This window comes from Paenibacillus vini (genome assembly GCF_018403325.1).
Taxonomy (GTDB): Bacteria; Bacillota; Bacilli; order Paenibacillales; family Paenibacillaceae; genus Fontibacillus; species Fontibacillus vini.
The window spans coordinates 1-22,543 of sequence record NZ_BOSL01000032.1; the positions used below are offsets into that span (position 1 = coordinate 1).

The 22,543-nt window shown below is 51.0% G+C and carries 23 protein-coding genes and 1 riboswitch; of the genes, 11 read left to right on the forward strand and 12 right to left on the reverse strand.

Annotated features, from left to right (window positions below):
* Positions 1 to 318 precede the first annotated feature (318 nt).
* Positions 319 to 444: a hypothetical protein gene (locus tag KJS57_RS26650; protein ID WP_280520408.1), complete on the reverse strand. Its 126-nt coding sequence runs from the start codon at positions 442 to 444 to the stop codon at positions 319 to 321.
* Between the two features lie 491 nt (positions 445 to 935).
* The gene (locus tag KJS57_RS25625) at positions 936 to 1,997 is read right to left on the reverse strand and encodes a lactonase family protein (protein ID WP_213656801.1); all 1,062 of its coding nucleotides are present in this window, start codon (positions 1,995 to 1,997) and stop codon (positions 936 to 938) included.
* A 249-nt stretch (positions 1,998 to 2,246) separates the two neighbouring features.
* Here KJS57_RS25625 and KJS57_RS25630 point away from each other — a divergent pair, with 249 nt between their 5' ends.
* Entirely contained in the window at positions 2,247 to 2,747 is a 501-nt protein-coding gene (locus tag KJS57_RS25630; RefSeq protein ID WP_211022221.1) for a CcdC family protein, read from the forward strand.
* Here KJS57_RS25630 and KJS57_RS25635 read toward each other — a convergent pair.
* From KJS57_RS25635 to KJS57_RS25650, 4 genes are all read right to left on the reverse strand, one after another.
* Positions 2,725 to 4,203 carry a sensor domain-containing diguanylate cyclase gene (locus KJS57_RS25635; RefSeq protein ID WP_213656802.1) on the reverse strand — a complete coding sequence of 493 codons (1,479 nt, stop codon included), beginning with the start codon at positions 4,201 to 4,203 and terminating at the stop codon, positions 2,725 to 2,727. The genes KJS57_RS25630 and KJS57_RS25635 overlap by 23 nt on opposite strands.
* Positions 4,204 to 4,397: 194 nt before the next feature.
* The gene (locus KJS57_RS25640; protein WP_213656803.1) at positions 4,398 to 5,528 is read right to left on the reverse strand and encodes an ABC transporter permease; all 1,131 of its coding nucleotides are present in this window, start codon (positions 5,526 to 5,528) and stop codon (positions 4,398 to 4,400) included.
* Positions 5,521 to 6,699 (reverse strand): ABC transporter permease, encoded by a 1,179-nt coding sequence (locus tag KJS57_RS25645; RefSeq protein ID WP_213656804.1) that lies wholly within the window; start codon positions 6,697 to 6,699, stop codon positions 5,521 to 5,523. The genes KJS57_RS25640 and KJS57_RS25645 overlap by 8 nt, the downstream gene beginning before the upstream one ends.
* 12 nt (positions 6,700 to 6,711) lie before the next feature.
* Entirely contained in the window at positions 6,712 to 7,647 is a 936-nt protein-coding gene (locus KJS57_RS25650; protein ID WP_211022225.1) for an ABC transporter ATP-binding protein, read from the reverse strand.
* A 198-nt stretch (positions 7,648 to 7,845) separates the two neighbouring features.
* Here KJS57_RS25650 and KJS57_RS25655 point away from each other — a divergent pair, with 198 nt between their 5' ends.
* Complete coding sequence (locus KJS57_RS25655; RefSeq protein ID WP_213656805.1) at positions 7,846 to 8,997, forward strand: sensor histidine kinase; 1,152 nt, start codon at positions 7,846 to 7,848, stop codon at positions 8,995 to 8,997.
* 32 nt (positions 8,998 to 9,029) lie between these two features.
* Positions 9,030 to 9,692 (forward strand): response regulator, encoded by a 663-nt coding sequence (locus tag KJS57_RS25660; RefSeq protein WP_213656806.1) that lies wholly within the window; start codon positions 9,030 to 9,032, stop codon positions 9,690 to 9,692.
* A gap of 106 nt (positions 9,693 to 9,798) precedes the next feature.
* Here KJS57_RS25660 and KJS57_RS25665 read toward each other — a convergent pair whose 3' ends face one another.
* Complete coding sequence (locus KJS57_RS25665; protein WP_211022228.1) at positions 9,799 to 10,008, reverse strand: cold-shock protein; 210 nt, start codon at positions 10,006 to 10,008, stop codon at positions 9,799 to 9,801.
* Positions 10,009 to 10,137: 129 nt separating this feature from the next.
* Positions 10,138 to 10,338, reverse strand: a complete 201-nt coding sequence (locus KJS57_RS25670) for a cold-shock protein (protein WP_009223993.1) — start codon at positions 10,336 to 10,338, stop codon at positions 10,138 to 10,140.
* Between the two features lie 230 nt (positions 10,339 to 10,568).
* A riboswitch (TPP riboswitch) is annotated at positions 10,569 to 10,679 on the forward strand.
* Between the two features lie 181 nt (positions 10,680 to 10,860).
* On the opposite strand from KJS57_RS25670, the gene KJS57_RS25675 reads away from it, so the two are divergent.
* The 4 genes from KJS57_RS25675 (at position 10,861) to KJS57_RS25690 (ending at position 13,835) form a co-directional block, all read left to right on the forward strand.
* Positions 10,861 to 11,871: an ABC transporter substrate-binding protein gene (locus KJS57_RS25675; RefSeq protein WP_211022523.1), complete on the forward strand. Its 1,011-nt coding sequence runs from the start codon at positions 10,861 to 10,863 to the stop codon at positions 11,869 to 11,871.
* 70 nt (positions 11,872 to 11,941) lie between these two features.
* Positions 11,942 to 12,235 (forward strand): thiamine-binding protein, encoded by a 294-nt coding sequence (locus KJS57_RS25680; RefSeq protein ID WP_211022229.1) that lies wholly within the window; start codon positions 11,942 to 11,944, stop codon positions 12,233 to 12,235.
* Positions 12,232 to 13,002 carry an ABC transporter permease gene (locus tag KJS57_RS25685; RefSeq protein WP_213656807.1) on the forward strand — a complete coding sequence of 257 codons (771 nt, stop codon included), beginning with the start codon at positions 12,232 to 12,234 and terminating at the stop codon, positions 13,000 to 13,002. Before KJS57_RS25680 ends, KJS57_RS25685 begins: the two co-directional genes overlap by 4 nt.
* Positions 13,003 to 13,019: 17 nt before the next feature.
* Positions 13,020 to 13,835: an ABC transporter ATP-binding protein gene (locus KJS57_RS25690; protein WP_213656808.1), complete on the forward strand. Its 816-nt coding sequence runs from the start codon at positions 13,020 to 13,022 to the stop codon at positions 13,833 to 13,835.
* A 54-nt stretch (positions 13,836 to 13,889) separates the two neighbouring features.
* On the opposite strand, the gene KJS57_RS25695 is transcribed toward KJS57_RS25690, so the two are convergent.
* Positions 13,890 to 14,504, reverse strand: a complete 615-nt coding sequence (locus tag KJS57_RS25695) for an HD-GYP domain-containing protein (protein ID WP_211022232.1) — start codon at positions 14,502 to 14,504, stop codon at positions 13,890 to 13,892.
* A gap of 192 nt (positions 14,505 to 14,696) precedes the next feature.
* On the opposite strand from KJS57_RS25695, the gene KJS57_RS25700 reads away from it, so the two are divergent.
* Both KJS57_RS25700 and KJS57_RS25705 read left to right on the forward strand, forming a co-directional pair.
* On the forward strand, positions 14,697 to 15,530 hold the full coding sequence (locus KJS57_RS25700) for a TatD family hydrolase (RefSeq protein ID WP_213656809.1): 834 nt from the start codon (positions 14,697 to 14,699) through the stop codon (positions 15,528 to 15,530).
* Between the two features lie 930 nt (positions 15,531 to 16,460).
* The gene (locus KJS57_RS25705) at positions 16,461 to 17,054 is read left to right on the forward strand and encodes a DUF2087 domain-containing protein (protein WP_211022234.1); all 594 of its coding nucleotides are present in this window, start codon (positions 16,461 to 16,463) and stop codon (positions 17,052 to 17,054) included.
* A gap of 119 nt (positions 17,055 to 17,173) precedes the next feature.
* On the opposite strand, the gene KJS57_RS25710 is transcribed toward KJS57_RS25705, so the two are convergent.
* From KJS57_RS25710 to KJS57_RS25720, 3 genes are all read right to left on the reverse strand, one after another.
* Positions 17,174 to 17,932: a carbohydrate-binding protein gene (locus KJS57_RS25710; RefSeq protein WP_244861713.1), complete on the reverse strand. Its 759-nt coding sequence runs from the start codon at positions 17,930 to 17,932 to the stop codon at positions 17,174 to 17,176.
* A 440-nt stretch (positions 17,933 to 18,372) separates the two neighbouring features.
* The gene (nfsA, locus tag KJS57_RS25715) at positions 18,373 to 19,116 is read right to left on the reverse strand and encodes an oxygen-insensitive NADPH nitroreductase (protein ID WP_213656811.1); all 744 of its coding nucleotides are present in this window, start codon (positions 19,114 to 19,116) and stop codon (positions 18,373 to 18,375) included.
* A 263-nt stretch (positions 19,117 to 19,379) separates the two neighbouring features.
* Positions 19,380 to 20,000, reverse strand: a complete 621-nt coding sequence (locus KJS57_RS25720) for a LysE/ArgO family amino acid transporter (protein ID WP_213656814.1) — start codon at positions 19,998 to 20,000, stop codon at positions 19,380 to 19,382.
* 182 nt (positions 20,001 to 20,182) lie between these two features.
* Between KJS57_RS25720 and KJS57_RS25725 the strand changes: the two genes are divergently transcribed.
* A complete protein-coding gene (locus KJS57_RS25725; RefSeq protein ID WP_213656812.1) occupies positions 20,183 to 21,631 on the forward strand; it encodes an aminotransferase-like domain-containing protein in 1,449 nt (482 codons plus the stop codon).
* A gap of 140 nt (positions 21,632 to 21,771) precedes the next feature.
* Positions 21,772 to 22,374, forward strand: a complete 603-nt coding sequence (locus KJS57_RS25730) for a hypothetical protein (RefSeq protein ID WP_213656813.1) — start codon at positions 21,772 to 21,774, stop codon at positions 22,372 to 22,374.
* Positions 22,375 to 22,543: the final 169 nt, after the last annotated feature.

Sequence of the window (22,543 nt, forward strand, 5' to 3'; positions counted from 1 at the left end):
TTGGGTTAAAACGCAGGAGGATACGTCTGAATTTCATAAAGCGATGTAATTGTTTGAAATAGTGAGCTATTATGCGAACGAGCCATTTTTGGTGGGTAAGACTCCGGATTTAAGGGGCCTAGCCGTAAATCCAATGAAGGGATCTAATGCGCTCCTTCCTGCATACCACTCTGACTATTATCGAAACGCGCTACTTTTACCACTCGATATCCGGGCACTCCAACGCCCTTCCATGCTCCTTCATACTCTTTTTTTCTCTTCCGCACCCCTATATCCTCCGCGCTCCCCAGCGATCTCCCTCCTCTACACTCTTCCTTTTTACTCTCCGATCCCTCCATCCCCTTCGTACTCCACCATGCACACTTGGACTTCTACATACTCTGCTTTTACTCTTCCGTAACCCTTATGCCCTCCCTGCTCCCCATCGTCCTCCCTCCTCCACACTCTTCCTCACCTGCTCTCTTATGCCTCTCATTGGATAAAATCCAACGAAACACTCATACTGAGGCTGTTTTTGGTATTTCATTGGATAAAATCCAATGAAACAAACGTGATTCGCCGAAGTCGGCTAATTACTTGGATTTTGATTGGATGTTATCCAATCAAAACCGAAGTCCGGCTTAAATAACGGTGTTTGGTTGGAAAATTTCCAACGAGCGATTATTCGATTATCCCAACCAGTAGCGATTACCCCTTCAACGAGTTAGTTAGTTCAAACAATTAGAACAAGCCACATACGCATAAGTGAAAATCAGCAGAAAAAAACCGCGGAGCCCCAGGCCCCGCGGTCATTCACATCCAATAGTTTACTTAAACTTATCTTTTCCTACTTCCAATTCACCAGCTTACTTTACACTTACCTTCATCTACTTCCAATCCACCAGTTTACTTCTCACCACTATCGCTTACTTCCCGTTCCCTCAGGCTTCCCCAGCTTACTTCGTACTCCGAACCGGCTCTACGCAGGACGGCTGCTTGATGGCCAGCTCCATACCGGTCTCCGTCAGGCTTCCGGTGGCCGGGTCCCTACGGAACAGGACCACATTGTCGGTGAACTGGTTCGCAACGATTGCGAAGTCTTCCAATACGGCGAAGTTGCGCGGCCATTTGCCTCCGGTTCCGGTCCATTCCGGTTGGCTGAGGGTTCCGGCGGCCGGATCGACGGCAAACCGGACGATGCTGTCATGCCCCCGATTGGAGCCGTACAAGTACCGGCCATCGGCGCTAAGATGCACGTCGGCGGGATAGCTTTCACCAACGAAATCTTCCGGAATTGTTGCAATATGCTGCAAAATCTCCAAATGTCCCTGAACCGGATTATACGCATAGACGGTAATCGTGTTGTTCAATTCATTGATTCCATAGGCATGCTGCCCGTTGGGATGAATCACAAAATGACGCGGCCCGGCGCCCGGAGGAAGCTTCACTTCTCCCTGCGTCGTCAGCTTGCCGTCCTCCACCCGATAGTACACAATCTGATCGAGTCCGAGATCCGACACATACACAAATTTCCCGTCTTCCCCCGGCACTACGCTATGCGCATGAGCCGCTTCCTGCCGGTCCTGGCGGAATCCTTGCCCAATATGCTGCACAAGCGCGGTCGTTTCACTCAAAGCACCTTGCTCATCAAGCGCAAAGCGGCCCACATGTCCGCTGGAGTAGTTGGCTGCCAGGAGGCTGCCGTCCGATGACAAGGAGAGATGGCAAGGATCCGCTCCCTGGGTCGGCAATGAATTCAATTGCTTCAATTTCCCACTCTCTGGGTCCACTTCATAACTGACAACCGCTCCTTCCGACTGCTCGCTAGCGGCATACAGTCTGGAAGCATTCTGATTCAGCACCAGGAAGGAAGGATTTTTGATTCCTGACGTGCCGTGGATCAGACGCAGCGTTCCCGTCTTCGGATCCAATCCGCAAAGCCGGATTCCCTCGTCCTCCTCCGACGCATAAGTTCCTACATAAAACAACAGTTCCTCATTTCCGATCGATGCACTCATTTTATACCCCTCTCCCTTTCCGTACCCCGTCTTCCGTATCACATTTTTTCAGCAGACGGTGATCATCGGATAGCTTAATTTCATCAAAATAGGCAACAAGCCTGGGCTATTCATTTACTTTCCCCTTTAAGCGGCATTTTTGAAACAGCTCATGATACAGCAGGCTTAAGATTTTTTGCGCCGCAAGGATATGGTATAATGTTCTCGCTCGTCTATTAAAAGAATACAGCGTGAAAGGATCATCCGATTATGAATTTGATAGATACTTCTTATATGAAATGGATCGTTACGATCGGAGCCGCTCTGATGGCGATATCCGTGCTGATCGTCCGGCTGAAAGCCAGCCGTAGGCCCGTGACGGTCAAAAAGATCATCATTCCGCCGCTCGGCATGGCAACGGGATTCGCCATGTTCATCGCGCCTGAGATGCACATTCCGCTTCTCTGGGCACTGATTGCCTTTGTCGTAGGATGGCTGCTATTCTCTTACCCGCTGATCAAGACTACGCATTTCGAAATCGTCGGCGAAGAGGTGTTTGCCAAGCGCTCTCCCGGCTTCGCCTTCATCCTCATCGGACTTCTGGTGCTCCGGCTCGCGCTGCATGAAGTGGTTGAGCAATATATCTCTGTGTTGCAGACAGGCTCCGTATTTTTCCTGCTGGCCTTTGGGATGATCTTACGCTGGAGACTGTTCATGCTGAAAGAATATCGGGCCATCACCGGCCTCACTAATCCGCCAGCCGGGGCTTAACCCCGGCTGTTTCGGGCTCTTTGACCCATCCCGTAACGACGCAGCGATTACGCCCCCCGTTCTTCGCTTCATATAAGCAATGGTCCGCCAAAGAAATGAACTCGTCCTCATCGATTCTTTGAAATGGCGGCAAACAGTATCCTCCGACACTAACCGTCACTTCCCGGGAAGCAGTAGAACCGACATGTTCGATCCCAAGGCCGGCTATCGTCAGCCTGATCCCTTCCGCCACTTCGTATGTACCGCGGGCATCCAGCCCGGACAAAAGGATGGCAAACTCCTCTCCTCCATACCTGGCAGCAAAACCGAAAAACGGCTTTACCTCACGAGAAATGGTCTGCGCGATCGTCTTCAGTACATGATCACCGCCCAAATGCCCGTAATGGTCGTTATACGCCTTGAAACAATCCACATCCAGAATCAATAGTGAAAGCGGCGTGTGTCTCTCTTCGGGAGCTACGAGTTCCCAAGATATGATCTCATCCAATCGCCTTCGGTTTGAAATCTCCGTCAGCCCGTCGAGACTGGATAAACGGACAAGCTCCTCATTCGCCCTCTCCAATTGCTTCCCGGATTCCAACAGCTGTTTATGCTGGTCGGACAACCGGATAAATAGCCGGTTCACTTCGTTGACTACCGAGCACAGCACCACTGTTGCGGCGATGACCGAATTAATTCTGGCCAGATACCATCCCAGGCTGTAGCGCGTTCCCGCAAACAACGTCAGAAGAATGTCAAACAGAAGAGCCAGTAAGGCCACGGAAATCCAAAGATGCAGAACGCCGCGAGCTCGAAAACGAACCATAACCATGACAAGAGCCATTAAATTAACCACACCCACAGCAGGACCGACGCCGGTTTCAAGCACCCTCCAGTACCCTCTAGGTTCGATTAATGACGGGAACAAATGATTCCAACCCGTAGACAACTTGAACAATAAATAAACAACGGCAATAGTAAGAATAAGTCCTATCCCCGCATACATCGATATTTCGCTTTTCGAGGTCAGGGGTTTTGGATGTCGTTTCCCTACAAATAAATATAACAAAATCCCGGCCGGAAAGCCTCCGTGCCAATAAATCCACAGCCAGGCAGCCGTCTGACTGTCTGCGCCGAGCATGCCTTCCGCCGAAAAAATTCCCGGGAAGGTCAGAATGTGCAATGCAGTAATTAATCCCGTAAACAAATAAGTGCAAGACATAACGAGAAGGGACGGGACCCCGGAAGCCCTGTATTGGTTAAAAAGGATAAAGGCCGTAAGCAGATCGCCGAAAATAAACCAGGATATGAAGATCGGCAGAAAGGGCCCGAAGGCGGGAAGGTTTTTCATTCCGAATGGGAGCGCTGCCAGAGATATGACGATAATAAGCAGGGCAAGCAGCAGAGCGAATCTTCTCTGCCCCCGATTGGAAGGGATGTCGAGAATCTGGGATCCCACCTTAAAATTACTATGCACGGGGATATCCCTCCTCTTGGTTGCAGTAGCATCGTTGTCCATATTAGTTCCAAGATATTAGATTTCACCCCTTGTTGCAATCCTTTTCTCCAAGTTAAATTCATACATTCTTTATTCAAAAAAAACAAAAAGGCTATCCGCCGACCCTTAAGCCTGCAGATAACCTTAAATTCAATACCTATACGGGAAAAAAATCAACTCACCTGAGTCTCGGCCGGCCGGAGAATCGACGAACCGATCGCCAGTAGAATTAATGCCATTAATCCCAGAATGGCCAGCGGCAGCGTCACACTGCCCATCCCCCCGCCAGCCGAGAGCTTCTCTACGGCTTCAATCGTCCATTTTTGCGGAACGAAGTTCGCGGCCTTCTGCATAAATTCGGGCATAAACGAAACCGGCCAGAAACAGCCCCCAAGCATACAGGTCGGCGTAATGATGAGACTGTTAAGCATGCCTGCATTTTGCGGATTCCGGATCAGACCCGCGACCGCGCTTGCGAGGCCCATTGCCACGAGCATAAAGGCACCCAGCACGATAAAATGCTGCAGCAACGGCACATCGTAATCATAACGCAGGACATAACCGCTGAATAAAAGAACCAACAAAATTTGTGTAATCCCTACGGCGAAGCTCCCGAGGAAATTGCCCAGCGTAATCTCCCAGGCCCGAACCGGGGCGCTGAATATCCGGGCCATCGTTCTGCGCCGGCGGTCCTCCAGTATTTTGCTTACCGAACTGTTGACGAGCCCCATCAAGAACATAAGCGTAAAACCGGTCACGATATTCAATCCCGGTTTGGGATAAATCTGCATATCGTGCTTGACCGAGCTTACGGCATGCTTTCTCGTCTGCTCCAGCATCGTGCCGAAAACCGCTTTGTCCCCGGCCAGCCCTGCGGTTGAAGCCATCCCTTGGGACAACTGCTGGAGCGTCAACCGGAGCGTGATCGACGCTTCGCTCATTTTCAGCTCATACATGCGTACAACCTTGGGGTTGCCGGACAAGATGCCATCCGTAAACCCGGCCAGGATCACAAAACCCGCTTCGCCTTTGCTCCCGGTAATCTCCTTTTTCATAGCCTCTTCGGTTTCTATCTCTTTCAGCATGTAGTCCGGCTTCGCCCTCAATTCATCCAGCAAATGCGTGCTTGCTGTCCCGCCATCCTCATTCACGTATAGAATCCGTGCTTTACTGGACTCTTGCTGCCCCATCAAGGCAACCGCCAGGGTGATTACCACGCAAGGGAGCAGAATATGAAGGAGTGCCCCCTTTTTCGTGCCGGCGATCTGCCGGATCATATTCCAGGCAATCGTCAAACTATTCATATTGGTATCCCGCCTTCCGGTACGAAATCATGCCAATCAGCAGTAGTACGCCGCCGACGATGCTCAGCATCAGAATATGGTGTAAAATTTCTGACGGAGCCGCGTCCAGCATAATGCGCAATATCCCCTGCAGCGCCCAGTGATTTACGGTTCCTTCGCTCAGCTTCTGAATTAGATCTACCGGAATCGGCTGGAAGCCTCCGCTTAGGAAAGTCATCAGAATGATAATAAACTGCACGATCGCGTTCGCCGTGGTCTGAGACTTGCTTAAAAGAGAGACGGTAACGGCCAGCATCATAGAGCACAATACGACCAATACGCAAATCGCAAGCAGATACCCCGGATGTGCTCCCCATTTAACCCCGTACAACCAGGAGGTCCCAAAAATAATGACCGCGGCCTGTAGAAGCGTAACGATGCTGTTTCCGAATATTTTCCCTACAAAAATCTGCAGTGGACTAATCGGCATCGAACCCAACCGATATAACGTCTTTCCTTCGATTTCGCTGTTCAGGCTCTCGTTGACCATCAACCCGGAATAAAGCAGGAACATGATCAGCATGGAAGCCGCGTAATATTGAAAAGCCGAATATGAATCGCCCTTTTCGTTCAATGAAGCATTCTCGACATATGAAAAGGCTGCGTTGTTCTCCGCACCCGCCTGAGCCGGGATCGCCTTTTCCGGTCCTAATACGATAGCCGATGCCTGTATCCGGTTCACTTCGTCCAGGTAAGCGTCGAAAGTCATGGTGGCAACATGGTTTTTCAGATGGTCTTTCCCTAATATATATTCCCAGTGGGCAGGCTGCCCCATGTTGACATTGGCTTCGAAGCCTTCAGGGATTACTACGGCAAAATCGATCTCCCCCGAGCGCAGGTCAGCTTCCGCTTGTTCCCGGCTAACCCCGCTGCGGGCTTCAATCGAAGATTTGATCTCCGGGCTATCTAGGAATTCCTGCAATCCGAAATCACCAGCCGCTTCCCCCGCCGGCTTCACCAAGGTGACGATGGATTTATCCAACTTGATATCCTCTCCGGAATCAAACACGGCGGACAAGGCATTTCCCAAGATAAAGATCAGCAATAGCGGGAGCAAAAACAGATTTAGCAATACTACCCTCGCCCGGATTAGCTTGCGGATTTCAAACCAGAGAATCGTCCATAGTTTCATCGTACCGTCCCCCTAATCCCGCAGCGTGCGCCCGGTCAGATTCAAGAAGAGCGTTTCCAGCGTAGGCTGCTCGCACACGACGGAATGGATGATGGCGTCATGCTTGGCGCAGATGTAGAGAATGTCCTGCAGATCGTTTTGGGACGAAGGCGTATACAGCTCCACATCGTTGCCCTCCTGCATAACCCGTGAGATCCGCGGATGCATCCGCAGTTCACCGATAACCTGATCGTTTATCCCAGTAGCCTTGATTTTGATTTTCTCCTCGTCGGCCACGCGTTCCCGCAGCTCTCCTTGGGTTCCACACGCGATCACATGCCCCTGATCGACAATCGCCACCCGGTCGCAAATGGCGGACACTTCCTCCATATAATGACTTGTATAAATCACGGTGGACCCCAACCGGTTCAATTCCCGGACCGACTCCAGGATGTGATTACGGGACTGCGGATCAATACCTACGGTCGGTTCGTCCATAATGATCAGCTTGGGACGATGCATAATCGCGCAGGCGATATTCAGCCTTCGCTTCATGCCGCCGGAGAATGTCTTGGGCAATTCCTTCCCCCGATCCGCCAAGCCGACGAAGGCCAGCGATTCAGCGACCCGTTCCTTTAACTGCCGGCCTCGCAAGCCGTACAGCTTCCCGAAAAAGGCAACATTGTCGGCCACCGGCATCCCTTCGTATAACGCCAGATCCTGCGGCACAAGTCCGATTCTCCGCTTGACCTCCAGCACCTGCTCTTTAACGGAAATGCCGTCAACCCGAATTTCTCCCTGATCCATCCGCAGCAGCCCGACGATCATGTTGATCGCGGTGCTTTTGCCGGCCCCGTTCGGACCGAGCAGCCCGAAGATCTCCCCTTCTTCAATGGACAGATTCAAATGATCCACGGACAGTTTATCCCCATAACGTTTAATCACATCTTTCATCTCTACAAGAGCCATCGTTCTTCCCCGCCTTCCGTCTTCTTTTCCCAATTCCTGTATTCATTCTATCAAGATCCCTCCGCTTCCGAAGGTAGAGATGGTCATAACTTGCGGGTGACCATAGTCACCTCTTCTTGAAGAAAGGACTTTTGCCGAAACGGTGTTGTGCTATAATGAATCCAGCTTTGCAGTACATAAGAAAAAAGGTTGGGGAATATGCCTAAACGAACCCTGCTGTCGCTGGCTTACGGAATCGCCCTGATTACCTGCTTCCTTCAGATTTACGAGCTCTCGCAACCCGGATACGGGCTGTATTTAATTCGGGTCTTATGCCTGTTGGGCCTCCTTGTGGCGGGCCAGATTTTTGTATCCGAAGCTCCGCTTGCGGCCCTTTCGGCCGTACAAATCCTGTATATGGCCTGGTTCTGCAAGACTTATGGCGAGTTGACCGATTTCGCTGCCATCAGTCCGGTGTTTCTATATATGCGGCTGCCGCGGCCCATTTCCCGGTGGATCTTATTCGGCTTTCACGTTGCCGCGCTTAACTATGCCGTTTATGGTCAGCCTCTCCCGTGGATTGCGGCCAGTAATCTTTTCCTTCTGATCACAGGGGTTCTTCTCGCCCTTCTCCGGAACTTCGCCACAACTAAACAATCGGCCGATACCCGGTACGACGATCTCCGCAAAAAGCATTACGAGCTGGATGAAACGAGAAACCGGCTGCTGCTTTTCACCAAGCAAGTGGAAGGAGCCGCGCAGGCGGAGGAACGAAACCGCATCTCCCGCCAGCTCCACGATGATGTAGGTCACCGTCTGATCCGGGCTAAAATGATGATGGAAGCGGCGCTTCAGATTATCCCGAAGGATCAGGACAAGGGAATGACTATGCTGCTGCAAATTCGCGATCAGTTGACTTCCGGGCTGGACGAGATGAGAGCGGCGGTTCGGCGTATGAAGCTTCCCGAGGAAGTTTCGGGGATTCACGCACTGGGACGCATGCTGGAAGAGGTCGGTCGGGAGACCGGGCTGCGGACCAATTTGACGGTGGAGGGAAATCCTTATGCCCTGTATCCGAGCCAGGAACTGATCCTGTACAAAAACGCCCGGGAAGCTGTCACCAATGCATTGAAGCACGGACATCCCGAGTCCGTGAACATCGTCATCTCCTACAAGGATCGTGAAGTCTGTATGGCGGTTAGCAATGACGGCGCCCTTCCGGAGACGATGCCATCCGAGACGAAAGGCCTCGGGCTGACAGGTATGAAAGAACGTTGCGCTTTGGCGGGCGGTCAGCTGGATATCGCTCTGAGCCCGTTCTTTACGATAACAACAAGACTACCGGTTGTGCGGCATGAAGAGATAATATAATTCTCAATGGGGAGATCGGAGTGAAACGCCTTATGACGACAACGAATCTGACGGTTTTTATTGTGGACGACGACCCTTTCATCCGGGAGAGTCTGACCTTGTTGATCGGTCTGGATCCTGAAATCGAGGTGGCCGGTTCGGCCTCCAACGGAGCTGAGGCTGCGGAGATCATCGGGCGCGGGCCATATCCGGATGTGGTGCTGATGGATATCCGCATGCCCGTCTGCGACGGGGTTGAAGGAACGAAGAAGATCAAAGCGTTGTCTGAAGACATTTCCGTACTGATACTGACGACCTTTGACGATGATGAATTTATTATTGAAGCGTTGCGGAATGGGGCCAGCGGATATTTACTCAAAAACATCCCTCCCGACAGGATCATTCAAGGTATCAAAACGGTACATAGCGGAAGCATGCTCATTCACCCGGATGTGGCGCGGAAATTGACGGGACTGTTGCGCCCCGCTCCTCCAGCTCCATCCGATGACAAGCTGACCGAGGCGGGATTAACGGCAGCGGAGCAAAATGTGGTACGGCTGATTGCCGACGGGATGTCCAACAAGGAGATCGCCGGACAGTTGTTTTTAAGCGAGGGAACGGTCAAAAACTACGTCACTGACATTCTCGGCAAGCTCGGCGTCCGCGACCGGACGCAACTGGCCATCCTGTACTGGAAAACCAGAAGCGGGTCTTGATATTAGCGCTTAAAATTACATAAGAGTTCTATAAATTCAAAAAAGCTGCCCCCCTGTATTCCCCGGAGGCAGCTTTATTATGATTCATAGGCAAATCCGGACCGGTTTAACGGTCCACTTTCATGGAGTTGGTGTTGATAAGTTGCGGAAGCATCTTCGTTCCCTTCACCATTTCAGAGGAACACAGCGGACATACCGGAACATAGTCAAACGCAAAGTTATCCCTCATCCATCCGTTGCAATCCTCGCTCATGCAAGACCATACCGGCGTGTTCTCTTCAGGAATTTCTTCAATCGTTTTTTTACGGTAGTTCATGATTACCTCCTATAAAGTTCTTTTGCCCAAGCACCTCTATGAGTAACTAACCCCGGAAACCATCAACCGTATGCTTAAAAAAAACAAAAACTGCCCTTAACGCACGCGTTAAGAGCAGTTATGCCTGCATTACAGTTTTACGACGTTCTCGGCTTGCGGTCCGCGGTTGCCTTGAACAACGTTAAATTGTACACGTTGGCCTTCATCAAGCGTTTTGAAGCCTTCGCCTGTGATAGCGCTGAAATGAACGAATACGTCATTTCCGCCTTCAACTTCGATAAAGCCGAAGCCTTTCTCAGCGTTGAACCATTTTACTGTTCCTGTTTCCATGAAAGATTACCTCCTGTTTAAAGATTAACATGATCCTTTTTTACATAAAAAAATTCACATATTGAAAAAAGTTCATTTTAAAAATTGACACTCTTTTCAATATCTGAATATCACTTCTTAAAACTTCAATTGTTTTCATTATACTCTGCCGGAATGTAAAAAGCAAATCAAAACCAAGTTTGCTGGACAGAAAGTTGATGCCGGACTATAATGACTAGTGTAATCCGCAGTTTATAGTTCAGGGGAGCTGGAAATTGGCCGGCTGAGATTGTGTCCTCAAGACACTGACCCTTTAACCTGATCTGGGTAATGCCAGCGTAGGAAGAATGTTTAGCATGGAGCTTGTTTTTTCGTAGCCATGAACCTACGCGTCCCGATCCGGGGCGCTTTTTTTGTATCCGGATCCCAGAGGACGCTGCCGCCAACAGAGTGTTTTCAGGAATGCATTGAACGAGAAACTGCGGAAATTCCACATCCGAAAAGGAGAGAATTTCTGTGAAGCAAACAAAATGGACGCTGCTGATGCTGTGCGGACTTCTGATCGCGGCCTTGACGGCCTGCGGCCAAAGCGACGGCAAGGCAAACAAAGCGGCCGGAAACGAAGCAGCCTCATCCGGCAAGGAACCATCCAAATCCATGCAGGACGTTAAGATCGTCCTCGACTGGAGTCCCAACACGAACCACACCGGTCTTTATGTAGCCAAAGAACAGGGCTTTTATGAAGAAGAAGGACTGAACGTCGATATTCTCTTGCCAGGATCCGGCGGCGCAGACGCCATGGTAGCTTCCGGCGAAGTTCCCTTCGGCATCAGCTACCAGGAGGGCGTGACCCAGGGCCGCACTCAAGGCGTTCCGCTCGTTTCGATCGCCGCAGTCATTCAGCATAATACCTCGGGCTTTGCGGCTCCGGTAGACCGGGGCATCAAAACTCCCAAAGATTATGAAGGCAAAACCTATGGCGGCTGGGGCTCCCCTGTCGAGGAAGCGATCTTGAAATCGATTATGGACCAGACCGGGGCCGATGTCGGCAAAGTAAAATTCGTCAATATGGGCGAAGCCGATTATTTTACGGCGGTAAAACGGGATATCGATTTTGCCTGGATCTTTTATGCGTGGACGGGAATTGAAGCCGAATTGCGCGGCGAGCCGCTGGACATGCAATATGTTAAGGATTATACGGATAAACTGGATTATTATACCCCGGTTATCGTAACGAATGAAAAAACGGCCGCAAACGACCCTGAGCTGGTGAAGGCCTTTATGCGGGCTACTTCCAAGGGCTATGAGTACGCGATCGAGCATCCGGAGGAAGCCGCAGACATTCTGCTTAAGGCGGTTCCGGATTTGGACAAGGAACTGGTCCTGGCAAGCCAAAAATGGCTCAGCCCGAAATACCAGGATGACGCGGCCCGTTGGGGAGAACAGAAACGCGAAGTATGGCAGAACTACTCCGATTGGATGCATGAGCGGGGCTTGATCGAGAAAGAACTGGATACCGACAAGGCTTTTACCAACGAATTTCTGCCTGAGTAATATAAGAGGTTACTTTGAACTCGCACTATAAATGCCCTATTTTAAATAAAAGTCTGGAGGATGAACAATTATGCCAAACGCACTTCTCAGCATTCAAATCATTCCTAAAACACCGAACGGTGAAGACGTAATCCCTTATGTCGACCGCGCTATCGAGGTTATTCAAGCATCCGGCGTCAAGTATCAGGTCAATCCGCTGGAAACGACAATGGAAGGCGATCTGGAAGAACTTCTGGCCATCGTCAAGCAAATGAATGAAGCGGTAACGGAATTCGGCAGCAAGGGGATCATCTCGCAAATTAAAATCTCTTACAATCCGCAAGGCGTCAGCATGGACAAGCTGACCGAGAAATATCGTCCATGAAGCTCCGCCGACTCTGGAACAGCATATGGCCGCCCTTAGTGGCGGTCATCTTGCTTTTGGCCGTTTGGCAGGCGGCAACCTCCATTTTTCAAATTGAAAAATGGATCCTCCCCAGCCCCTCCGATATCGTCAGGGAGGCCACGGGCGGCGCGGCCGGCCTCTGGAAGCATACGATGGCTACGCTGCGGCTTATGCTGGTAGGCTTCGCCATCGGTACCGGAACCGGGCTTCTGGTAGCTTTTTCGCTTCATTATATTCCGTCCCTGAAATCGTCGCTTTATCCGTTGATCATCCTTAGTCAGAATATACCTACGATCGCGCTCGCTCCTCTGCTCATGATCTGGTTCGGATTCGGCATTCTTCCGAAGATTATCGTGATCACCCTGGTCTGCTTTTTTCCAGTGGCCGTCGCGGCCATGGACGGGCTGACCCGTACCGACCGCGTCATGCTGGATTATATGAGAATGGCGGGCGCGTCCAAAGGCCAGATATTCCGTAAACTTGAGGTGCCCCATGCTCTCCCTTCCATCCTATCCGGCGTCAAAATTGCAGCCACATACAGTGTCATGGGGGCGGTAATCGCCGAATGGATCGGAGCGGACAAAGGCATCGGATATTACATGATGCTGCAGAAGTCCTCTTTTCGCACGGACAAAATATTCGTGGCCATCACCATCATAGTAACCATCAGCCTTGCCATGTTTGCGCTGATCGCCCTGTTGGAAAAATGGCTGGTCCGTTATAAACCTCTCAAGGACGACAAATAAAAAGGGGGCTTTCGCCAATGATGAATACCGAAAAATCCGCCTCCGTCTCGGGTACCGATATCGCTGCGCTAGAGATTCAGGGAATCAGCCTTGCTTTTCGTAAACGGCGCCAGCAGTTGCCGGTGCTGAACGACATTTCTCTGACCGTACCCGCTGGAAAATTCGTTTCTATCATCGGTCCCTCCGGCTGCGGAAAGAGCACGCTATTCCATGTGATCGGGGGCCTGCTGGAGCCGGACCAAGGGGTCGTGCGCATGGGCGGGCGGGAAGTAACGGGCCAGCGCGGGCTTATCAGCTATGTACCGCAAAAACCGGCCCTGTTCCCTTGGCGGAATACGCTGGACAATGTACTGCTCGCCCGGGAAATTTCGGGTGACGCCAACGAAGCGGCCCGTGCGGAAGCCCGGGAGTGGCTGGTACGGGCTGGTCTCGGCGGCTTCGAGAAGTCCTACCCGCACATGCTGTCGGGCGGCATGCAGCAGCGGGCTTCCTTCCTGCGCGGACTGCTCGCTCCGCAGGAAGTGATATGCCTCGACGAGCCGTTCAGCTCCCTGGACGAGCTGACGCGCAGCGATATGCAGCGCTGGCTGCTCGATCTGTGGGAAACAAGCCGGCGGTCCGTCCTCCTAATTACGCATAGTGTCGAAGAGGCACTGCTGCTATCCGATACAATCTATTTATTCTCCGGCCGTCCGGCTTCCGTGCTCCACCGGGCGGACGTGCCTTTTGCCCGGCCCCGGAGGGAGAGCGTTATAGAGGAACCCGGATTCCTGGAGCTTAAGCGTGAAATTAGTGCGCGAATGAAGGAAGAACAAAGCAAAAAGCCAATCTGAGAGACGGTTTCCTCCGCCTCTTCGGATTGGCTTGTTACTTAAGCGTTCTCATTTTTACAAGGAGTAAATCTCCAACGTTTCTTCGGATAAGCCCATCATCGCATGAACGACATCCGGATCAAACTGGGTGCCTGCATGCCGGATTAGTTCCAGTCTGGCTTCGCTCAGCTTAAGTCTCCGGCGGTAGAGCTGGTTCGACGTCATCGAATCGAACGCGTCAATGACAGCGCAGATACGTGCTCCCAGCGGAATTTCCTCTCCGGCAAGCCCGTCAGGATACCCTCTTCCGTCCCAGCGTTCATGGTGGTGCTTTACAATTTGCACAATTTCCGGACCGAATCCCGGATTGCTCTCCGCCATCGCTGCACCGATCACAGGATGCTGCTTAAGCGCTTCCCATTGAGCATGAGTCAACGGCTCACGCTGGGTAATCACTTCCCTCGGAATGAAGGTCTTCCCGATGTCGTGCAGGAAGCAACCTCTGACCAACTGCCCGGTCTCCCGTTCCGGCAATTTCAGCGGTACCGCTATCTTCTCAGCCAACATGGCGACTCTTGTCGAGTGGTAATAAATTTCCGGATGTTTGTCCAGCAGCGCCTTTAGCCATTTTCCGGCGTCCGGGTCCTGGTCCAATTTCAGTTGTTCTATGTATATAGTTGAAGCAGCCACCGGTCCTACCCCCTAATGCCCAAGTCTGACTTGTTTAGCTCTGTAATTCCAAAAATGTGGTAGTTTTGTAATGGAACTCTTTAACATTATAGGCCAAAAGTTAGAATTATGCATAGGTAAAAGTGACGAATTTTGATGAAAAAAGTAAAATAACCGAACTATCATCTTCCAGCATAGGAGTGAAATTAATTAATGGATTCTTTATTTTACGCCGCATCGGGGCCCCGCTCCGATGATCGCTTCCCTTTTATCGACGCTCATATCCATCTTGACCTTTACGAGGAGGCCGTCCAACATCGGCTTATTAAAGAAGCAGCCGAACTGGGAGCTGTTGCTTTGATAGGCGTGTCCATGGATCTGGCCTCTTCCCGGAAAAACCTCGCGCTCTCCGAACAATATCCGGGACTTGTAGTCCCCGCCTTCGGCTATCATCCGGAACAACCGGTCCCGTCGCCTACTGAAACGGAAGCTTTGTTGTCATGGATCGAGGAGAACGCCTCAAGCATGGCTGCCGTAGGTGAAATCGGCTTGCCTTATTACTCGCGATTGGAAGCGGAGGAACGGGGCGAAGCATTTGACCTTTCCCCGTATATCGCCTTACTCGAGCGGCTTCTGCAGCTTGCGGGCAGACTTGGCAAACCCGTAGTGCTTCATGCCGTCTACGACGATGCGGACCTGGTGTGCGATCTACTGGATCGCCATGGGATTGAGAAGGCACACTTTCATTGGTTCAAGGGCCCGGAACATACAGTGCGCCGCATGGCTGAGCGCGGATATTTCGTCTCGTTCACGCCGGATTTGCTATACGAGCAGGAGATCATGGAATTGGCTCGATATTACCCCGCCGAGCTCGTCATGGCGGAGACCGACGGCCCCTGGCCGTTCGAGGGTCCGTTTGCCGGCCAGCCTACGCACCCCGGCATGGTTCGCGAGGTGGCCGCGGCATGGGCTCGGCTGCATGGGATAACGGAAGAAGAGGGGGCACGTATCCTGTTTAACAATACACGGCGCTTTTACAGGATATAACACAGTTGCCTCGCTCCGCAGTTTGTGGCTAGTTTCAAAAAGAGTGGGGGTTGGTTGGCCGTTCATAGGAACCGGTCCTTCTTCGGGCCTTAGTTTGATTCTAACGGACACAGCGGACCTTAACGGCTCAAAATCGGGGCTTTCGATCGGCTAACGGACATGAGAGACGCTATTCTCCTTAATTAGGCTGCAATGTGCCAGATTTGGCCTAATTAAGGTCTCTGGTGTCCGTTAGAATTAAAATTAATGAAATTATGGCCAATTAAGGTCCCTCATGTCCGTTAGAGTTCGGCGGCTTAGCACACTTGGGGCATTTCGGGCATTTCGGGCATTTCGGGCATTTCGGGCATTTCGGGCATTTCGGGCATTTCGGGCATTTCGGGAATTTAGCTCACTTGGCATACTTACCGCACTTGCTGCACTTAGCACACTTAGCTCACTTGGCATACTTACTGCACTTGCTGCACTTGGAGCACTTGGAGCACTTGGAGCACTTGGGGCACTTGGAGCACTTGGAGCACTTGGAGCACTTGGAGCACTTGGAGCACTTGGAGCACTTGGAGCACTTGGGGCACTCAGCACACTTAGCTCACTTGGCATACTTACCGCACTTGCTGCACTTAGCACACTTAGCTCACTTGGCATACTTACTGCACTTGCTGCACTTACCACACTTACCTCTCTTATCGCACTTACCTCACTTACCTCACTTACCGCACTTACCGCACTTACCGCACTTGCCACGACTAGCCCACTTCGCTCAAACTAGCAATTAAGCATCGCAATGTCGGAATGACAACCTTTCTATCAACTAATTAGCGGTCATCCTTCCCTCACTGCTTCTATTGACAATGAACTTCGCTCATGAAATAATTTGGTAACCATCTAATTAGTCTGTTATCAAATTTCAATATAAGGAGGGACCTCCCCATGCAGCTTGATAAAATCGTCCAGTTTCATAAAACAATCGGCGACGTCACCCGCATCCGGATCATCGCTTTGCTCAAGAACGGCCCGCTTCACGGCCAAGCGCTGGCCGGGAAACTGGGCGTCTCGCCTCCAACGATCACCCACCACATGGCGAAACTGCGCGAGACCGACCTGATTTACGAACGCCGGGACAAAAACACGATCTACTTTTATCTGAATGAAAAGAGTCTTGCCCTGCAAGCTCAAGCCATATTGAACATCGGAGTTAACAACGAGTCGGAGCCCGGTAATGATAATCTTGCGGCGAGTGAGAAAGCCTTGGAGAAAATGACGGTCATCCGTAACTTTTTCACCAAGGACGGCATGCTGAAGCACTTGCCTGCACAGCTCAAGAAAAAACGGTTTGTCCTCGAGCATCTAGTGCAAGGTTTGGAGCCGCATAAGAAATACACCGAGAAGGAAATCAACGAGTACATTAAAAAATACCACGAGGATTTTGCCACGATCCGCCGCGAATTCATTATGCATCATTATATGTACCGGGAAAACGGGATCTATGAATTAAATCCGCCGGAGCTGTGGGGCCGGTCCTGATCGCCCGTGAGTGCTGAGGCAACGGAAACAGGGTGTCCGTCATTATTTACGACGAAAAGGATCACAGAGCGGAGTAGCAAGCTCTTCGTGATCCTCCTCCTAATGTATTTTTCTATAACTTAGTGTACCTCGTAATTATGACCGTAGTTATTATCCCTATACGTTTGCCCGCCAGTTGTATAGGAAATTGCATATTTAACATTCGAAGCTCCCGGAACGTCGAAACTATATTTCCAGCCTTCCACACTATTCAAATTATTCAAGCGGCCGACATATGTGGCGTAGCCTTCATGAATCGTTGCCCAGTTATCCGTGGTATAAACAATCTTTACTGTTTTCGCCGGATTCAGGTTTTTCACATAGATATTGCCGCTGAATGTTCCATTATTCAGATTACTATCGGCGTTAAGCACATTTGGTTTCCCCAAAATGATGGATGTTAGAGGGTATGAATTATTCACTTCATTGTAATAATTCTCTGACCCGTTGTTATCCCAATAGGTCTGGTTATTCACTTCATATTTAATAGCGAATTTTATGAATTTCAGATTCTTCAACTCGGAATGATCTGCAGTAGAACCATTTGTGGAAATGCTGAAATGCCATTTCTCATGGCTTGCATCCGTCGGCCCGACATAATAAGCACTCGCATCATACCAGGTTGTGTTATCTGTTGTGTAGTGGACAGTCACTGTCTTTACGGGTCCCAGATTCGCCACCTCGATATTGCCGCTGAATCCGACATATCCAGGTTTATAAATAACACTGATGTCCGAATCGATAAGCTTGACCTCATCACTGCCGGCAAATGCCGATTCTGCAAAAGATACACCAAAAATCAGAGTAAACATCATTAATCCAGCAAATAGTTTCTTCATTGCTTTCACAGTTTTCTCTCCTCTAATTTAGTTTTTTGCACCGCGGTCAAACGATATACAAACATAGATAGATAAATCCTATGCTTTATTTTTCTCCTATCCTCCCTTCCTTGAACTCTTTCGGAAAATAAATGTAATTTCATGTATGTAAATCATTTCCTTATAATACAATAAACCCCCTCGTCCATCCGGGTAAATAGTTAAGAAGTAGCATTTATTAATTTTGGTTAAGCGGTTTACAGGTAGGGGTCTTATCGCTTCCCCTGTTCGGCCTAGCCGGTGGATTGCCGCTACTTAATGGGAATGGAATTCACTGCTTGTTATCCTGCAACCAACTTCAAGACGCGGGGTTGCGAAGAATACCCGGCAGCACCACAAAAAAAGGCTACCGTATAGGCAGCCTTCCTTTGTTCTTAACCTTGATCTTGACAGCAACTATATTATTTCAATCCGAACCCGCGCCGCTGCAAAAACTCCCGCATATGAAGCCGGGCCGGCTGGGCTAGCTTCTCCGCCATCAGCACGGACCAAGGCGTATCCTTCGCCCCGCCGGTCCGCTCCCGCAAGTACTTCACCATGGTGTCATCGTATTGCTCCACGCCGCGTTCCGAGCGTTCACGGTCATACTCGTTCCAATGCAGCACCGCTTCCTGCGGCAGCCGCGGCCGTAGGCCCGGCTCCTGATCGGGATAGCCGACGCACATCCCGAACACGGGATACGCCAGTTCCGGGAGGGCGAGCAGTTCGGCGACTTCCTCGCTCCGGTTGCGGATCCCGCCTATGTATACGATTCCCAGCCCGAGCGACTCTGCGGCAACCGCCGCATTCTGAGCGGCCAAAGCTGCATCGACTGTAGCGACGATGAAATTCTCCGTCGTATCCTCATAAGTCTCCCGCTCCGGCAAATGCCGTCCGGCTGCGGATTTTAGCCGGGATAAATCCCCGCACCAGACCAGAAATACGGGACATTCCGCGATGTAGCTCTGATGGCCGCACAGCTCCTCCAACTTGTCCTTCCGTGCCTGATCAGTTACCGCGATCACGCTGTACGCCTGAACATTGCTTGAGCTGGATGCCGCTTGGGCGGCCCCGACGATGGCTTCTATCTGCTCCCGGGTGACCGGCTGTGCGTTGTATTTTCGGATGGAGCGGTGATTCTTAAGCTGATTAATGACCTCATTCATTCCGACTTCACTCCCAAACCCCATAATTTGCTTGCATCGCTTGTTTAACATAGGTTTCCAAAAAGCCCTTCCGGATATCCCTATATCCCTGTCATCCCTACGTTATTCAACGAATCCCTTAATATAAGTAACCTATTATTAGTATGAAACCTTCAACACCGGTACGCAAGGTCATATGATTACTTCAAGGCTAAGGGGTTTAGGCGGTTAGTAAATTCTTATTAGATGGCACTTATGTCATACATTCGGCCGGCAACACTTAATTACGAACTCCAAACGGTCCCTTTCAGCAACATAAATATCGCCATCACCCATACGACAACTGCTGAAACCTGATTCATCCGCCTCAAAAGTACTCCGCTGCGGCTCACTCGGCCAACGATTCTCCCGGCTAGCGAGAGTGCGAAGAACCAAATCCACGATGTGAGGATGACCGCCAGCGTAAATCCCGTCTTGGCATTCCCTTCATAGCTCAATGAGCTTGCCCCAATTACTCCAATGGTGTCCATAATGGCGTGCGGGTTCAACAAAGAGACCGACATGGCGAACATAACCTGTTTTTTGGCCGTAAGGCCCGCCGTTTCCTCCATGCCTTTCACCGGAGTGCTTTTCCAGATCGAACATCCCATGTAAATCATAAAACCCGCTCCAGCGGTGAAAAGAATCAACGTGAGCCATTCCAACGTGAATACAATGACCGATACACCCAGGACCGCCAGCAGAATAAGAACGGTATCGCATAGAGCCGCCGTAATGACGGCTGGCCAGGCACGGGTCCATTTCCTTCCGGCCGCACCTTGATTTAAAATAAATATATTTTGTACGCCGAGCGGCAATATTAATCCGAAGGCCAGTACCAAGCCGTGAATAAAAGCAATTCCCATCATCTCTTTTTCTCCTCTTTCTCTCATCAATAAAAGTTTTATAGCCTGATCAGAATTCCATTTTAACGCCAAGTTGCAAACTTGGCTCCATCCATTTGGCTGGATATAAAACCAACCAAGCTAACCATTTGATATATAATGCTAAGAGACATGTCTTAACACTTCCCAAGGAGAACTTTACCGTGGAAAAACCTTTGTGGCGGCCCGACCGCAACTCACAGATACCTTTGCATCTGCAAATCACCGAATACCTCCGGGACAAAATCGCCGGCGGCGAATGGACGGTCGGCACGCGCCTTCCTTCCCAGCGTAGTCTGGCTGAGAGCTTCGGCGTAAACCGAAGCACCGTTGTTGCTGCCCTTGGAGAACTCGCCGCGGCCGGCATGATCGAAGGCGGGCGAGGCGGCGGCACCAAAGTCGTGAATCACACCTGGGGCGTATTGGCCTCCACCCCTCCGCCCGACTGGAACGCTTATGTCAGTGCCGGGATCCATTATCCCAATTTGCCGGCCGTCCAGGAAATCAACCGATCCGAGTTCCATCCAGGCTTGCTGCGCCTGGGAACTGGAGAACTTTCTCCGGAGCTGCTTCCCCGGGAGGAAATGAGCCGGCTCCTGCGTCGCATGGCCGACCATGTCCCCGATTTGGGCTACGGGGAACCGAATGGCGACCTCTTCCTGCGCGAATTACTTGCTTCCCGGATGAATAGCCAAGGTATTAAGGCCTCACCGGAATGTATTCTGATCGTGTCCGGCGCGCTTCAGGCGCTCCAACTGATCTCAGTCGGACTGCTGCAGCGGGGATCGACCGTACTCTTGGAACGGCCTTCCTATCTATATTCGGTACCTGTATTTCAATCGGCCGGAATGAAGCTCCAAGGGGTACCCATGGACGAAGATGGGCTGCGTCCTGAGCTCGTAGCTCCTTATGCCAAGCAATACGGAGGCGCGCTACTTTACACGATTCCCACCTTTCACAACCCGACCGGTATCGTCATGAGCCAGCAACGCCGTAATCGGCTCCTTGAGGTGTGTCAAAAGGCAGGATTACCTATCCTTGAAGATGACGTTTACCGGGATCTATGGCTTGACGAGCCCCCACCCGCTCCATTGAAAGCGGGAGACTCCAGCGGTGTTGTGCTATACATGAGCAGCTTGTCCAAAACGTTAAGCCCGGGGCTTCGTATCGGCTGGATTACCGGGCCGCAGCCCGTCATCGAGCGGCTGGCCGACATCAAGATGCAAAGCGATTACGGTTCCAGCGCTTTCTCGCAGAGGTTGGCAGCGGAGTGTCTCTCAAGCGGCATGTACGAGGCCCATATGGAAAGCCTGCGGACAAAGCTGGGACTACGGAGACAAGCTGCGTTGGACTCTCTGCAAAGACATTTCGGCGAAGGTTTGGCCGAATGGAGCATTCCCAATGGGGGGTTCTATATCTGGCTAAAGCTGAATCGGACCGCTGCACCAAGAAAGCTGTTCGATGCCGCACTGAAACAGGGAATCCTGATCAATCCGGGCCATCTATATGACCCGGAAGCAGGCAACCGGATAAGAATTTCTTATGCCTATGCTTCCTTGGATGAATTGGAATCCGGCCTCGCCCGTCTGGCGGAGATTGTCGCTTCATTGTAGGCTTTGGCGTTAATGCCTGCCATCGGCCGATTTTTCCGGGAATAAAGTCTTATTTTGGGCTCCTTTCGCCCTGGTTTGGCGGCTGCGGGGAAACTTATGCTTTTTCCGTAACGTCTATATGCTTGAAAGGGGGTTATCTCATGAGGGTCAAACCAATCGCGGTAGTTCTGCTAGCTTCATCCCTTCTGCTGATGAGCGCTTGCGGCAGCGATAAAGACGGCGGATCCGCCACGTATGCCGAACCCGGCAACACCGCGCAAACAAACGGCCAGGAGATAATCAACAAAGAGAATTTCACCGACGTGTCCGTCAATCCGGACGAGTCTCAAGAGCAGCCGGACGGGACGGCCGGACAGCTGTACAGCCTCGCTTTTCAGGCCATGTTTTCCTTTGATGAAGGTTTGAACGGAAATATGGAATACATCGCATTGGACTTAAGCGAGCTGACGCAACTCACGGATCAGGACAAGTCGTATATCCTCGATTCCTTTGCGGACTATGAAGTGACGGTGCGGGATGCGACTTTCGAGGAGCTGGCGAAGGAAGAGGAGAACTTCGAGGATAGCATGTCTCTGTCCGGCGTACTCCTTCAGGTCAAAAAGGTCGATGTCGGCGAAGATTCCGCCGTGATCGAAGGCTCAAAGTACCGGTCCGGTAAAGGAGCAGTAGGAACTAAAATTACATTGAAACTGGAAGACGGAACATGGAACGTGACCGATTCAAGTATGACGTGGATCAGTTAAAGCCGAGTCAGTAAAGGCATAAAAAAAGGAAGCACGCGGACTTTAAACTGGTACCCATAGTTTGGACACTTTGAAAAAAGGTGTTCAGGCTGTGGGTACCTTTTTGTATACTGGAATAAGCATCGGGGGGGGGGGATTGCATGAGCAAGAAGAGATTTACCGAAGAGGA